Below are 14,910 nucleotides of genomic sequence, written 5' to 3'. Positions count from 1 at the left end.
CGAGCTTCAACAAAAAAAGGAATCCTCTGTTGAAGATAACCGCTTATTAGCCTTATTATTAATCAAGTATAGAATAAACTATTCTAATTTCAGATTAGCTTTATTGACAATTAACAAGGGCAATGCAAGAATCCCAACACCATTATTATACTCAAAGGAAATCATTATGAGTTTATCAACAAATTTAAAAAATGAGTTTTTCGGAGGCTGGACAAAATTTGAAGCATTTTGGCTGACTCTTTTTCTCGTTATTCAAATTGCTATTTTTATTTATCAACCTGATAGTTGGATAGCTACCATTGCCGCCATTACAGGTATACTTTGTGTTGTCTTTGTCGGTAAAGGAAAAATTAGTAACTATTTATTTGGCCTTATTAGTGTTTCACTTTATGCATATACTTCCTATACTTTCGAACTGTATGGTGAAATGATGTTAAATCTCCTCGTATATGTTCCAGTACAATTTATTGGTTTTTACATGTGGCGTAAACATATGACAAGCCAAAATACAGTTAATGATGCTGGCGTAGAAGAAGTAATTGCAAAATCACTTACCTTAACCCAATGGATTATTGTTGGCATTGCAGCTGCTGCGGTAACTTATGCATATATTGAGTGGTTACGCCATTTAGGTAGTGCATTGCCAGCATTAGATGGAGTTACCGTGGGTGTTTCAATCGTGGCACAAATCCTCATGATTTTACGTTATCGTGAACAATGGTCATTATGGATTATTGTCAATGCTCTGACTATTTCACTTTGGACAGGGATGTATCTCCAAAACGGAGAAACCAGTTTACCTTTATTAGTGATGTATATTATGTACCTATGTAATTCAATTTATGGGTATTACAATTGGACTAAATTAGTGAAAAAACATCAAACAATGTAAATTTAAAAAAATAAACCGCACTTTAACAAGCGCGGTTTATCTATAAATGATATAGAAAAGCTTTTAAATAACTTGAATAAAAAGCTCTAACTATTCAAGTTCCTTGCCTTTTAATTCAGGGATTAAAAATATTGTCGCTAACATATCTATAATGTAAATTAGGGCTAATAAGGCAATCGCAATTTTAAAGGAATACAGCGAAACGATCGCACCAACCACCACAGGACCAAAACCACCTACAGCTCTACCTAAATTAAACAATAGATTTTGAGCTGTTGCTCGAGCTTCCGTTGGATAAGCTTCCGACATTAATGCACCATAACCACCCATCATACCATTCACAAACATACCTAATGCCGCACCAGCAAATAACATGGCAGTTGGATCGGTTAATTGTGAATAGGCAAAAATACTGATAACAGCGCCTAGTTGGAATAACAAGAAGCTTGGTTTACGACCAATCCGATCAGCTAAACGGCCGAATACCCAAATTCCAAACATCATTCCACACACTGTAACTGCGGTCCAAATACCAGATTTTGTTAAACTGAAACCTAATTGTTTTGATAAAAAATTAGGTAACCAAATCATAATCCCATAGTAACCAAAATTCTGTACTGAGGTTAACACTACAACACCAATACTAACTTTCGTGGTTTGTACATCTTTCACTAATAATTTAAATGGGGATTTAGTGGGGATTGTTGATTCTTGTTTTTTTACAAATAATTCTGGCTCATGTAATTTAGCACGTAAATACCAAGCCACTAATGCAGGGAAAATTCCCACTAAGAACATACCTCGCCAGCCAATAATAGGTAATAATAAGGGGGTTAATAATGCTGCGGCTAACACGCCGACTTGCCACCCTAATGCCACGTAAGAAGAGGCTTTAGCTCGGTGATGGGCTGGCCAAGCTTCTGCCGCAAGTGCCATACCTATACCAAACTCACCACCAAGCCCAATTCCTGCAATAGTTCGATAAATCAGCAAATCCCAATATCCTTGTGCAAAAGCGCATAAGCCAGTAAAGACTGCAAAAAGCACAATGGTCCAAGTTAAAACTCGTACACGCCCATATTTATCACTTAATGCGCCAAAAATAATACCACCCGCAACCGCACCAATTAATGTCCAAGTGACTAATGAACCTGCCTGTGCAGGTGAAAGAGCGAGATCAGCTGAAATAGCCGATAGCATAAAACCAAGAATAAGAAGATCGAAGCCATCCATTGCATAGCCGACCGCAGAACCAATTAACGCTTTCCAGCCGTAACTGTTTACTTTATTTTTCATTGAAAAGTCCTTTTGTTGCTCACAGGCAACCTTTAAAAGTGAAAGGAGATGTAGATTATTTCCCCATAGGGAAATCGTGGGCTAGTTTAGGCTATCTATTTTTCTTTAGCAAGCTATTCAGGAAATTTATCAAAAAAATAACCGCACTTTAAATGAGATTAATTCAAAGTGCGGTGTAATTATAAAAAATTTTTAGAAAATTATTCTACGGTAACCGATTTTGCTAAATTACGTGGTTGGTCAACATCAGTACCTTTAATTAAGGCAACATAATACGCTAACAACTGTAATGGTACAGCATAAAAAATTGGTGCAGTTACTTCATCAACTTTAGGAAAAATTAATGTTTTAAACCCATCTGTATCTGCAAAACCCGCATCTTGGTCAGCAAATACATATAATTGACCACCTCGTGCACGTACTTCTTCAATATTAGATTTTACTTTTTCTAATAAATCATTTTCTGGTGCCACCACAATAACAGGCATATCTCCATCAATTAGAGCGAGAGGACCGTGTTTTAATTCTCCTGCAGCATACGCCTCTGCATGAATATATGAGATCTCTTTTAGTTTTAATGCAGATTCCATAGCAATAGGATAGAATTCTCCACGACCTAAAAATAACGCATGGTTTTTATCTGCAAAATCTTCAGATAAACTTTCAATCGTTTTATCCATTACTAATGCGCTTTCAATTTGAGCAGGTAAACGCTGTAATGAATGAACAATTTGCGATTCCACCGCTTCACTAACTGTCCCTTTGATACGTCCCATTGCTACAGTTAATAACAATAAACATGTTAGTTGGGTAGTAAAGGCTTTAGTAGAAGCCACACCAACTTCAACGCCAGCTCTCGTCATAAAAGCAAAATCGGATTCTCTTACAAGAGACGAAGTAATTACATTACAAATTGTCATTGCTGACATAAAACCAGATTCTTTAGCTAAACGTAATGCAGCTAATGTATCCGCAGTTTCTCCAGATTGAGAAATAGTCACTAATAAACTATTTGGTCGGGCAACAAATTTACGGTAACGGAACTCAGAAGCAATTTCTACATCACAAGCGATTCCTGCAATAGACTCAAACCAATAACGAGCTACTACACCTGCATTATAAGAGGTTCCACAAGCAACAATTTGAATATGTTGAACATTTTTTAGAACATCTTGTGCGTTTTCACCTAATGCAGCTAGATTAACTTTGCCATTAACAATGCGACCATCTAGGGTATTCATAATAGCAACTGGCTGTTCAAAAATTTCTTTCTGCATATAATGACGATATTGACCTTTATCTGCAGCATCTGCTTCAAAATGCCCCTCTTTAATTTCACGTTCAACTAGCTCGCCCATACGATTATAAATGTGAACTTCACGACGTGAAATTTCAGCAACATCGCCTTCTTCTAAGTATGAGAATCGGCGTGTCACACTTAATAATGCTAAAGGATCTGAGGCTAAGAAGTTTTCTCCCATACCATAACCAATCACCAATGGGCTACCAGAACGCGCAACAATTAAATGTTCAGGTTCTTCTTCATTCATCACCACGGTGCCATAAGCACCACGTAATTGCACTACTGTTTTCTGTACAGCTTCCAATAATGAAGAGGCTGTACGTAATTCCCAAGCAACTAAATGGGCTATTACCTCAGTATCAGTTTGCGATTGAAAAACAAATCCTCGTTCTTGTAGAATTACTTTTAATTCAGCATAATTTTCAATAATGCCATTATGTACCACCGCAATTTTACCTGAACGGTGAGGATGAGCATTCTTTTCTGAAGGTTCACCATGCGTTGCCCAACGAGTATGAGCAATACCAGTACCTCCTAATAATGGTTCAGAAACTAAAGCATCATCTAAGGCCTTTACTTTTCCCACTCTACGCAAAATATGCATTTGTTTATCAACGGGACTAATTACCGCAACACCTGCTGAATCGTAACCGCGATATTCTAGACGATGTAACCCATCTATTAAAATCTCAGCCACATCGCGTTGTGCTACCGCACCTACAATACCACACATAATATTTTTCCTTTATTTATGTTATTTATACAATCTATGATCAAGCACTTACGCAAATAACTTCTACATTATGTGCTTCAATCATGTTTTTAATATCCTTTGGTAACAAATCATCAGTAACTAAAACATCAATCTGTTCCCAAGTCAGCTCTATATTAGGCATTTTTCTGCCAATCTTATGAGACTCCACCATCACAATGACTTCACGAGAAACTTCAGACATCACTCTACTTAGCCCAACTAATTCATTAAAAGTTGTTGTTCCTCGTTCTAAATCAATACCATCTGCACCAATAAACAGCTGATCAAAATCATAAGAACGTAAAACCTGTTCAGCAATTTTTCCTTGAAAAGATTCTGAAATAGGATCCCAAATTCCTCCCGTCATCAATAAGGTTGGTTCTTGTTCTAATACCCGTAATTCTGTTGCTACTGAAAGTGAGTTAGTCATGACCACTAATCCAGGCTTACCATTTAGCTGCTTAATAAGTGCGGTTGTTGTACGGCCACTATCTACAATAATACGGTTATGCTCTCGAATTCTTTCAGAGGCTACTTTAGCAATCTGCAATTTTTGCTTTGACAACGCCTCTTCTTGAGAGTCATCTATTAAATCCTGAGGCATTAAAATTGCCCCACCATATCGACGCAATAAAAAACCATTTGATTCTAATGCAGCTAAATCTTTACGAATAGTCACTTCAGATGTATCAAATAGTTTTACTAATTGTTCTACACTCACTTCACCATGCTGCTGTAATAACTGCATAATGGAATAGCGACGTTGTTGTGTATTACGTTGTTGAGGTTTTCGTTTCATAACATAATAATCATTATAAGTTTCGATTCGTAATTTTATGAAATGTTATAAGGAATGTAAATAGGTTTTATTTAATCCTAAAAATAAAAAACCCTGCTAAAATAGCAGGGTTTTAAAATTAGAAAGGTTTAATTAACTGTTTACAGCATCTTTTAAGGCTTTACCAGATACAAATGCTGGAACTTTTGATGCAGCAATTTTAATTTCAGCACCAGTTTGTGGATTACGGCCAGTACGAGCTTTACGTGCGCTCACTTTGAATGTACCAAAGCCGATTAATTGCACTGGATCACCCGCTTTTAAGCTTTTTGTGATTGCATCTAAAGTTGCTTCTAATGCTGCTTTAGCTTGTTTTTTGTTTAAATCTGCTGCACCAGCAATCGCATCAATTAAATCCGTTTTGTTCATAAATTAGTACCTTCTTTGTTTGTTTTATTACACTTTGTTATGTCTTCGGATAAAGCTAAATATTGTTTTACCGATATTTTAGATAACTGTTTAAAACAGTACGATAAAGCTTAATCTAAGTTGAACATAAAGCAAAGTATTATCTGCAAAATTTGTGAAAAATTTACACTTTTATGAACATTCAATGCCAATATTTGAGATTCCAGACGCTCTAAGCTCACTTTTAAGTTGTAAAATGAGATCTACGTCACGTTCTTCGGTACTATTCAAAGCTCTATACAATTCCCATTGAACATCTAGCTCTTGTTGTATTTCTTCGCTTTCTTTTAAGTCTTTTTCATTTAAATTACAATCTAATTGTGTTTCTAATAAGGTTGCAACCGTTTGTAAAGAAAGTCTACTAATTTTAATAGACTGTTCTAACGTAGAACCAGCGATAATTGCATGTAATAGCTCAGAAAGTGCTTCACAGGCATCTATCGCAGGAACCACACCAAAAAAATTATAATTATTAACGTCAGGAATAATATTCTCAAATTTTTCAAGCTGATTCTCAAAATTAATTTTTGCGCCTTTAATCGTTAAACTTTCCCATATTAAATTTAAGATATTTTGATAAATCTTAGCGTTATCAGGTTGTTCTGTAACTTGGCAGAATAACTGATAATTTGGATACATACGTTCACATAGACAAACCATAAAAGTTAAGTGTTGCCAAGTTTCAAAATGTTCTAAACGTTTATGAATGGGATTACGCATAAATTATTCCTTTAATATTATTTATGATAAGGTTTTGAAAAATTGTGAATCGCATCAACAAATACTCTCGGGTTCTCAACTGGCACATCTTGATGAATACCATGCCCTAAATTAAATACATGCCCTGTTCCATGACCAAAGTCAGCTAAAATAGATTTCACTTCTTGTTGAATATATTCTGCTGAAGCATAAAGTACAGATGGATCCATATTACCTTGTAATGCAACTTTATGCCCAATTAATCGTTTAGCTTGAGCAAGATCGACAGTCCAATCTAAACCAACTGCATCACAACCTGTATTAGCCATAGCTTCTAACCATAACCCGCCACCTTTGGTAAATAAGGTGACGGGTACTTTTCGCCCATCATTTTCACGAATTAATCCATCAACAATTTTATGCATATATTGCAATGAAAAATCTAAATATTCACGATGTGCTAAAGTGCCTCCCCAAGTGTCAAAAATCATTACTGCTTGAGCTCCTGCTTTAATTTGAGCATTCAAATATAAAATGACAGAATCAGCCACTTTATCTAATAACTGATGTAATAACTGCGGTTCTCTATACATCATTTTTTTTATTTTAGTAAATGCTTTACTACTTCCCCCTTCAACCATATAAGTTGAAAGCGTCCAAGGGCTACCTGAAAAACCAATCAAAGGTACTTCACCTTTAAGTTCACGGCGAATAGTTCTCACAGCATTCATCACATATTGTAATTCTTGTTCAGGATCCGGAATTGGTAAATTTTCTACCGCACTTTTAGTTTCTACAGAATATGTAAATTTAGGTCCTTCACCTGGACCAAAGCTTAAACCTAATCCCATTGCATCTGGAATAGTTAAAATATCAGAGAATAAGATCGCAGCATCTAAATCATAACGACGTAAAGGCTGAAGTGTGACTTCACAGGCTAAATCTGCATTACGGCATAATGACATAAAATCACCTGCTTCAGCTCTTGTAGCTTTATATTCTGGCAAATAACGACCTGCTTGACGCATCATCCATACTGGAGTCATATCTACAGGTTCACGTAATAATGCTTTCAAATAACGATCGTTCTTTAATATTGTCATTGATATTTCCTAAGTTATTCTAGATATTTTTAGAATGTATATTTAAGTAAAGTAGAAATAATAAACACTTATTCTTTTGCACACAGATCTAAAGTTGCTTTAATCAATTTTAATGCAATTGTTCCTTCTGGTGGCAAATTGGGTAATTGTTCATTAAACTTGAACCATTTTGCATCAACAATTTCCGCTTCTTGTAGTTTTATATCACCACTCTCATAATCCGCTAAAAAACCAACCATTTGTGAATTAGGAAATGCCCAAGGTTGGCTACCAAAATAGCGAATATTTTTAATCTTAATGCCTGTTTCCTCAAATACTTCACGTTGTACAGTTTGTTCAAAACTTTCGCCGACTTCTACGAAACCAGCTAAAGTAGTGTACATACGATCCTTTTTATCTATAGGTGACGAGTGACGTTTATGATTAGCCAACAAAATTTCGTCGCCACGTCGTACTGCCACAATAATAGAAGGACAAATCACAGGATAAGTGCGGTAATTACAGTGCTCATTTGAACATTGCATTGCCCATTCATCTTCTGCCATATGATTATGGTAACCACATTTACCGCAAAACTGGTGTGTTTTCATAAAATGATTAAGTTCAACACCACGACTAAGTAAGTTGAATTTAACTTCAGGTAAAACTAATAAGTCACGCAAATTAGTATATCTATATTCATCATTCTGCTCTTCTAATAAATATAAAGGGCGTTGTTCCCAATCGCCAATTCTCATACCTTTTAATCCAGTGAAACCTAAATCCTTAGCATTTCCATACAGAAGCTGGTCATTCGGGAAGTAGACGGCAGAATCTTGAGTTAACATCCAAAAACCATTATCTGAAGGCTGAATCGTTTTCATATGAGGGCCTCATATATTGTGAATAGAGAAAAATCATATATATAATTTAAATATTATAAACGAACTTGCTCATTTTCTTAACTGCTTTATTCCTTATAGCCATCGCCTTTATAGATAAAATTTTAAATTTTTATTATAATTGTTAAAGTTTTGTAAATTTAATATTTTGATTTTAGGAGCATTTATGAAAAATATTTTAATCGTTGGTGGAGGCGCTGGCGGATTAGAATTAGCAACTTATTTAGGCAATAAGCTAGGTAAAAAGCAGAGAGCTAATGTGACTCTGGTCGATCGTAATCAAACTCACCTTTGGAAACCCTTATTACACGAAGTAGCTACTGGCGTATTAGATTCTGAAACCGATGCAGTAAGTTATCGTGCTCATGCACATAATCATCACTTTAATTTTGAACAAGGCTCTATTACCCGTATTGATCGCACTAATAAATATGTTGAATTAGCACCTATAACAGGTCAAGAAGGTGATATATTAGTCGTTGCTCGCCGCATTCCTTATGACTATTTAGTCCTTGCAATTGGCAGTCAATCTAATGATTTCAACACCAAAGGTGTAGCTGAACATTGTATTTTTCTTGATAGCCCTGATCAAGCAATACGATTCCAACATAAGATGCTAGAGCTGTTCTTAAAATTCGCAGAGAACAATGCATTAGAAGAAATCGGTGAAGATGAAAGTAAACAAAAACTTGTTCAAGATGGCAAAGTAAATATTGCAATTGTTGGTGGTGGAGCCACAGGCGTTGAGCTCTCTGCCGAGCTCTTCAATGCAGCACAACATTTATCATCTTATGGATATGGAAAAATAAAAAGTGGTCACTTACAAGTCACTTTAATTGAAGCTGGAGACCGAATTCTGCCGGCTTTACCAGAACGCATATCTTCATCAGTACAACAAGAACTAGAAAACCTTGGGGTAAAAGTACAAACATCGACAATGATCACTGAAGCAACTAAAAATACCTTATTAACAAAAGAGGGAAAAGAAATTTCAGCAGATCTTATGGTATGGGCTGCTGGAATTCGTGTTTCAAAAATTACCCAACAATTTGATGGATTAGAAATTAATCGTATTAATCAAATATGTGTAAAAAACTCTCTACAAACTACAGTAGATGAAAGCATTTTTGCCATTGGTGACTGTGCATATCTACTACAAAAGGATGGAAAACCTGTTCCACCTAGAGGACAAGCTGCCAACCAAATGGCAACTATCTGTGGACAAAATATTGTAGCTATATTCAATAATAAACCACTTAAAGATTTTCAATACTTTGATAAGGGGTCACTAGTATCCTTATCAAAATTCACAGCACTAGGCAATATTACTACGGGCAAAAAAAGCTCTTTAACAATTGAGGGGCGCCTTGCTAGATTAGCCTATATATCTCTCTATCGCTTACATCAACAAAAACTACATGGTTGCTTTAAAACGGGTCTTATTATTCTTATTGGTCGTTTAAATCGTTTTATCCGCCCATCGTTAAAACTACACTAAAACGATAAAAGAGAGCTTATGCTCTCTTTTTAATTGACGAAAGTGCGGTATCATATTCTAAAATTTTTATTAATCATACCGAGAGGGATATTAGCGTTTTCCAGTATTTCATTTGGTTAAAATTCTCTAAAAATATACCGCACTTTGCCTATTTTACTTGCTTATTTTTATTGCTTTTCGCTTTCACTTCAGCCTTTATTTGTGTTCATCAGCCCAAAAACAGCAATACCCCATGCCATTTGTCTCTGACGATAGCCTTTTTATATTTAAATAGCAACACTCATCAGAGAAAGCTGCATTAGTATTATTCTATATTTTGCTCGTTAAAACCAAGTTGCCAAAATCCCATATCCAACAATTTCATTTGCGGATAAATCAAGTCACTATTATCAACTTTTAAAGTTTGGCGGCACACTTCAAATTCTGAATGATGTTTTTCATAAAATTCAGCTAATTGTTTAAAGGAATTTTTGCCATATATGCTGCTAATGCCATAAGCTCTCACTTTTTCTTTAAAGAAGCGGTCATAAGCAGGCGTACAACCTAATGTACCGAGTAAAATTTTGCTGCGTAATACGGTTGAAATATCTTGTTTTACACTATCCCGTACGCTATCACGCACTTTGCTGTAATACGCTATCAGCCAGTCATCTAATTTTTTCCAAGCTACCAGTATTTTTTCATTTAGAAAATTTTGGCAACTTGCCCCTTGCAAACAGTCATATTCAGGCTTCAACATTTCTTTAATAACTGGAATATGAATTTTATAATCTTTCCATAATAAAAAAGATGAACCACGCAACATTCCCCAGCTTGCAAGATATTGATAAAGCTGCAAACTCAAATAATCGTAGTCAGGATTTTTTGTTTTTCTTGCCTGATAAAATGCGGTATAACAATATTCCCAAGAAAGGTATCTGCTATTCGGCTCCTGCTTATCTTTATGAAATTGTTTAACCGCTGTAAGAAAATTTATACTCATAGTAAACCTTGAATCCAACCTTTAAAATAATAATTGACCACAAATAAAGCGACACCAACATAGATAAATAATCCGATTAAATATAACGACAGATTAGGAGCAGTTTGAGGATTATCTTTATATCGTTTATCGCGTTTACCGCTTTTAGTTTCGTGCTTGTGACTAAAACCAACCCAAATAAAGAACACAGATAACCCAATAAACCACCAAAACGCTGTTTGTAAAATGTCCTTAATATATGATGCCGTAAAACCAAATTGATTATCTAATATATAGATATAGAGCTTTAAAACGCCAATAAGAACAAAAGGTTGCAAAAAGAAAGCTAAAATAGGAAAAACAATGGAATAGGTTTTCTCTAATAAAATATTCCCCACCAAATAAACAAGCCAAATTGTTACAAACGCTAATACAACAAGAATCGCGATTTCCATCATAAATGTCCTTTTTTATTGTAAAACCCCTAATTTATGTAATATTTCATAAACAATAACGAATATGAAAACGCCTTTGATTATATAAAACACTCTTCCTACCTGTGTTTTCATCCCTGCTCTACGGCCTATTTTAGCTTCCCAAGGGAAACGCTTTTTCGCCATTTAAACACTCCAATATGAATATAAAAAACATCCGAATTGTACAAAAAAAACAATTGAGCAATATTCAAAACTTGATAATCACAAAAAAGTGTTACATTTAAATATGATTTTTCTATGGACTGGTATTGGTAATATCAAAGAGAAAATAAAAATAGAAATAGAATTAAAATGGGGTTTGGTTATATTTTGTCTATTTTATACATACTTACATAGAGTTTTTTAATGAAAGATAAGGGGAAATAACAGATATGCTTTTACTAAACCTGCATAAGTTACAAATCAAAAATTTTTAAATTTCTAACCGCACTTTTAGCATCTCCCAAAAATAAAAAAACCGTTAATCCCTCGATTAACGGTTTCCTTCGGCTATTTGCCTAATTATGACCTGGCGGTGACCTACTCTCACATGGGGATCCCCCACACTACCATCGGCGTTTCGGCGTTTCACTTCTGAGTTCGGCATGGGGTCAGGTGGGACCACCGCACTTTCGCCGCCAAGATTATCCTTCTATTCTTATCTCTATTCCTTATTAGTCTACACTTCGTCTACACTAATCATCCTTCATCTAAATAAAAAACAAGCCTTCCACTTCATAAAAAAAACACTTGAGCGTTGTATGGCTAAGCCTCTCGGGCAATTAGTATCTGTTAGCTCAATGGCTCACACCACTTACACATCAGACCTATCTACGTCGTCGTCTTCAACAACCCTTACTAGTTTATACTAGGGAGAACTCATCTTAAGGCAAGTTTCGTGCTTAGATGCTTTCAGCACTTATCTCTCCCGCATTTAGCTACCCAGCAATGCCTCTGGCGAGACAACTGGAACACCAGTGATGCGTCCACTCCGGTCCTCTCGTACTAGGAGCAGCCCCTTTCAATTCTCCAACGCCCACGGCAGATAGGGACCAAACTGTCTCACGACGTTTTAAACCCAGCTCGCGTACCACTTTAAATGGCGAACAGCCATACCCTTGGGACCTACTTCAGCCCCAGGATGTGATGAGCCGACATCGAGGTGCCAAACACCGCCGTCGATATGAACTCTTGGGCGGTATCAGCCTGTTATCCCCGGAGTACCTTTTATCCGTTGAGCGATGGCCCTTCCATTCAGAACCACCGGATCACTATGACCTGCTTTCGCACCTGCTCGACTTGTCTGTCTCGCAGTTAAGCTTGCTTATACCATTGCACTAACCTCACGATGTCCGACCGTGATTAGCAAACCTTCGTGCTCCTCCGTTACTCTTTGGGAGGAGACCGCCCCAGTCAAACTACCCACCAGACACTGTCCGAGTACTCGTTCCGAATACTTCGTTAGAACATCAAACGTTAAAGGGTGGTATTTCAAGGTCGACTCCACAATCACTGGCGTGACCGCTTCTAAGTCTCCCACCTATCCTACACATCAAAATTCAATGTTCAGTGTCAAGCTATAGTAAAGGTTCACGGGGTCTTTCCGTCTAGCCGCGGGTACACCGCATCTTCACGGCGATTTCAATTTCACTGAGTCTCGGGTGGAGACAGCCTGGCCATCATTATGCCATTCGTGCAGGTCGGAACTTACCCGACAAGGAATTTCGCTACCTTAGGACCGTTATAGTTACGGCCGCCGTTTACTGGGGCTTCGATCAGGAGCTTCTCTTGCGATAACTCCATCAATTAACCTTCCAGCACCGGGCAGGCATCACACCCTATACGTCCACTTTCGTGTTTGCAGAGTGCTGTGTTTTTAATAAACAGTTGCAGCCAGCTGGTATCTTCGACCGGTTCAACCTTCATCCGCGAGGGATTACAATCTACGCCGGCGCACCTTCTCCCGAAGTTACGGTGCTATTTTGCCTAGTTCCTTCACCCGAGTTCTCTCAAGCGCCTGAGTATTCTCTACCTGACCACCTGTGTCGGTTTATAGTACGGTTTAGTGTAACCTACAGCTTAGTGGCTTTTCCTGGAAGCGTGGTATCAGTTACTTCAGCACCGTGGTGCCTCGTCATCATCTCTCAGTGTTTATAGTGAACCGGATTTGCCTAATTCACCCACCTACTAACTTAAACAGGGATTTCCAACACCCTGATAACCTAACCTTCTCCGTCCCCACATCGCAATTACACCAAGTACGGGAATATTAACCCGTTTCCCATCGACTACGCTCTTCAGCCTCGCCTTAGGGGCCGACTCACCCTGCCCCGATTAACGTTGGACAGGAACCCTTGGTCTTCCGGCGAACGAGTTTTTCACTCGTTTTATCGTTACTTATGTCAGCATTCGCACTTGTGATACGTCCAGCAAGCCTCTCAACTCACCTTCTTCCGCTTACACAACGCTCCCCTACCCAACAGTCTTACGACTGATGCCGCAGCTTCGGTGCTATGTTTGAGCCCCGTTACATCTTCCGCGCAGGCCGACTCGACTAGTGAGCTATTACGCTTTCTTTAAATGATGGCTGCTTCTAAGCCAACATCCTAGCTGTCTAAGCCTTCCCACTTCGTTTCCCACTTAACATAAACTTTGGGACCTTAGCTGGCGGTCTGGGTTGTTTCCCTCTCCACGACGAACGTTAGCACCCGCCGTGTGTCTCCTGAGTATCACTCTTCGGTATTCGTAGTTTGCATCGGGTTGGTAATCCGGGATGGACCCCTAGCCGAAACAGTGCTCTACCCCCGAAGGTGTCCGCTCAAGGCTCTACCTAAATAGATTTCGGGGAGAACCAGCTATCTCCCGGTTTGATTGGCCTTTCACCCCCAGCCACAGGTCATCCGCTAATTTTTCAACATTAGTCGGTTCGGTCCTCCAGTTAGTGTTACCCAACCTTCAACCTGCCCATGGCTAGATCACCGGGTTTCGGGTCTATATCATGCAACTCTTCGCCCAGTTAAGACTCGGTTTCCCTTCGGCTCCCTTATTCAGTTAACCTCGCTACATAATATAAGTCGCTGACCCATTATACAAAAGGTACGCAGTCACAGAATTATTCCGCTCCCACTGCTTGTACGCACAAGGTTTCAGGTTCTATTTCACTCCCCTCACCGGGGTTCTTTTCGCCTTTCCTTCACAGTACTGGTTCACTATCGGTCAATCAGGAGTATTTAGCCTTGGAGGATGGTCCCCCCTTCTTCAAACAGGATTTCTCGTGTCCCGCCCTACTTCTCGTTAGCTTAGTACCATTATTCTGCCTTCGGATACGGGATTATCACCCTCTACGATTCTGCTTCCCAGCACATTCTCCTAACATAATAACTATTACTAACTGGCTCCTCCGCTTTCGCTCGCCGCTACTCACAGAATCTCGGTTGATTTCTTTTCCTCGGGGTACTTAGATGTTTCAGTTCTCCCGGTTTGCCTTTATTACCTATGGATTCAGTAATAAATAGTAGATTCTTCATCTACTGGGTTTCCCCATTCGGATATCTTGGATTATTCGCTTCTTATCAACTCATCCAAGCTTTTCGCAGATTTGCACGTCCTTCTTCGCCTCTGATTGCCAAGGCATCCACCTTGTGCGCTTCGTCACTTAACCATACAACCTCAAGTATTCTTTTTGCAAAGCTTTCCTTTTGTTGTACGCTTCGTTAAACAACTCAACAATTAACTGCCTTTTCTCAGTTAATCGCGTTTTTTTACTCAGACTTTTTCATAGTAGTACGCTCTTTCGATTTG

At 38.0% G+C, this 14,910-nt stretch carries 12 protein-coding genes and 2 rRNA genes; 2 read left to right on the top strand and 12 right to left on the bottom strand.

Features of this window, described 5'->3' with window-relative positions; translation table 11 throughout:
* Positions 1 to 166: 166 nt before the first annotated feature.
* A complete protein-coding gene (pnuC, locus tag BN1226_RS01485) occupies positions 167 to 892 on the top strand; it encodes a nicotinamide riboside transporter PnuC (protein ID WP_005761355.1) in 726 nt (241 codons plus the stop codon).
* 90 nt (positions 893 to 982) lie between these two features.
* Here the strand turns inward: pnuC and BN1226_RS01480 are convergent, their stop codons facing one another.
* From BN1226_RS01480 to nudC, 7 genes are all read right to left on the bottom strand, one after another.
* Positions 983 to 2,188, bottom strand: a complete 1,206-nt coding sequence (locus tag BN1226_RS01480) for an MFS transporter (protein WP_044469681.1) — start codon at positions 2,186 to 2,188, stop codon at positions 983 to 985.
* Between the two features lie 200 nt (positions 2,189 to 2,388).
* Positions 2,389 to 4,224, bottom strand: a complete 1,836-nt coding sequence (gene glmS, locus BN1226_RS01475; protein ID WP_044469680.1) for a glutamine--fructose-6-phosphate transaminase (isomerizing) — start codon at positions 4,222 to 4,224, stop codon at positions 2,389 to 2,391.
* A gap of 40 nt (positions 4,225 to 4,264) precedes the next feature.
* The gene (locus BN1226_RS01470) at positions 4,265 to 5,044 is read right to left on the bottom strand and encodes a DeoR/GlpR family DNA-binding transcription regulator (RefSeq protein WP_044469679.1); all 780 of its coding nucleotides are present in this window, start codon (positions 5,042 to 5,044) and stop codon (positions 4,265 to 4,267) included.
* 132 nt (positions 5,045 to 5,176) lie between these two features.
* Positions 5,177 to 5,452 (bottom strand): HU family DNA-binding protein, encoded by a 276-nt coding sequence (locus BN1226_RS01465; protein WP_044469678.1) that lies wholly within the window; start codon positions 5,450 to 5,452, stop codon positions 5,177 to 5,179.
* Positions 5,453 to 5,623: 171 nt separating this feature from the next.
* A complete protein-coding gene (locus BN1226_RS01460; RefSeq protein WP_044469677.1) occupies positions 5,624 to 6,211 on the bottom strand; it encodes a YjaG family protein in 588 nt (195 codons plus the stop codon).
* Between the two features lie 17 nt (positions 6,212 to 6,228).
* Positions 6,229 to 7,293 (bottom strand): uroporphyrinogen decarboxylase, encoded by a 1,065-nt coding sequence (gene hemE / locus BN1226_RS01455; RefSeq protein ID WP_044469676.1) that lies wholly within the window; start codon positions 7,291 to 7,293, stop codon positions 6,229 to 6,231.
* Between the two features lie 68 nt (positions 7,294 to 7,361).
* Positions 7,362 to 8,156 carry an NAD(+) diphosphatase gene (gene nudC, locus BN1226_RS01450; protein WP_044469675.1) on the bottom strand — a complete coding sequence of 265 codons (795 nt, stop codon included), beginning with the start codon at positions 8,154 to 8,156 and terminating at the stop codon, positions 7,362 to 7,364.
* A gap of 184 nt (positions 8,157 to 8,340) precedes the next feature.
* Here nudC and BN1226_RS01445 point away from each other — a divergent pair, with 184 nt between their 5' ends.
* A complete protein-coding gene (locus BN1226_RS01445; protein WP_005761270.1) occupies positions 8,341 to 9,672 on the top strand; it encodes an NAD(P)/FAD-dependent oxidoreductase in 1,332 nt (443 codons plus the stop codon).
* A gap of 304 nt (positions 9,673 to 9,976) precedes the next feature.
* Here BN1226_RS01445 and BN1226_RS01440 read toward each other — a convergent pair whose 3' ends face one another.
* The 5 genes from BN1226_RS01440 to BN1226_RS01425 form a co-directional block, all read right to left on the bottom strand.
* On the bottom strand, positions 9,977 to 10,654 hold the full coding sequence (locus BN1226_RS01440; protein ID WP_044469674.1) for a hypothetical protein: 678 nt from the start codon (positions 10,652 to 10,654) through the stop codon (positions 9,977 to 9,979).
* Complete coding sequence (locus BN1226_RS01435; RefSeq protein WP_156149881.1) at positions 10,651 to 11,091, bottom strand: hypothetical protein; 441 nt, start codon at positions 11,089 to 11,091, stop codon at positions 10,651 to 10,653. Before BN1226_RS01435 ends, BN1226_RS01440 begins: the two co-directional genes overlap by 4 nt.
* A gap of 12 nt (positions 11,092 to 11,103) precedes the next feature.
* Positions 11,104 to 11,253: a hypothetical protein gene (locus BN1226_RS10750; protein WP_156149880.1), complete on the bottom strand. Its 150-nt coding sequence runs from the start codon at positions 11,251 to 11,253 to the stop codon at positions 11,104 to 11,106.
* Positions 11,254 to 11,636: 383 nt separating this feature from the next.
* Positions 11,637 to 11,752, bottom strand: a 5S ribosomal RNA gene (rrf, locus tag BN1226_RS01430).
* 118 nt (positions 11,753 to 11,870) lie between these two features.
* Positions 11,871 to 14,770, bottom strand: a 23S ribosomal RNA gene (locus BN1226_RS01425).
* Between the last annotated feature and the right edge of the window lie 140 nt (positions 14,771 to 14,910).

The organism is Mannheimia massilioguelmaensis (genome assembly GCF_000940515.1).
Taxonomy (GTDB): Bacteria; Pseudomonadota; Gammaproteobacteria; order Enterobacterales; family Pasteurellaceae; genus Basfia; species Basfia bettyae.
Note: the sequence above shows the minus strand (reverse complement) of the source record. Positions and strands in the feature narration are given on the sequence as shown.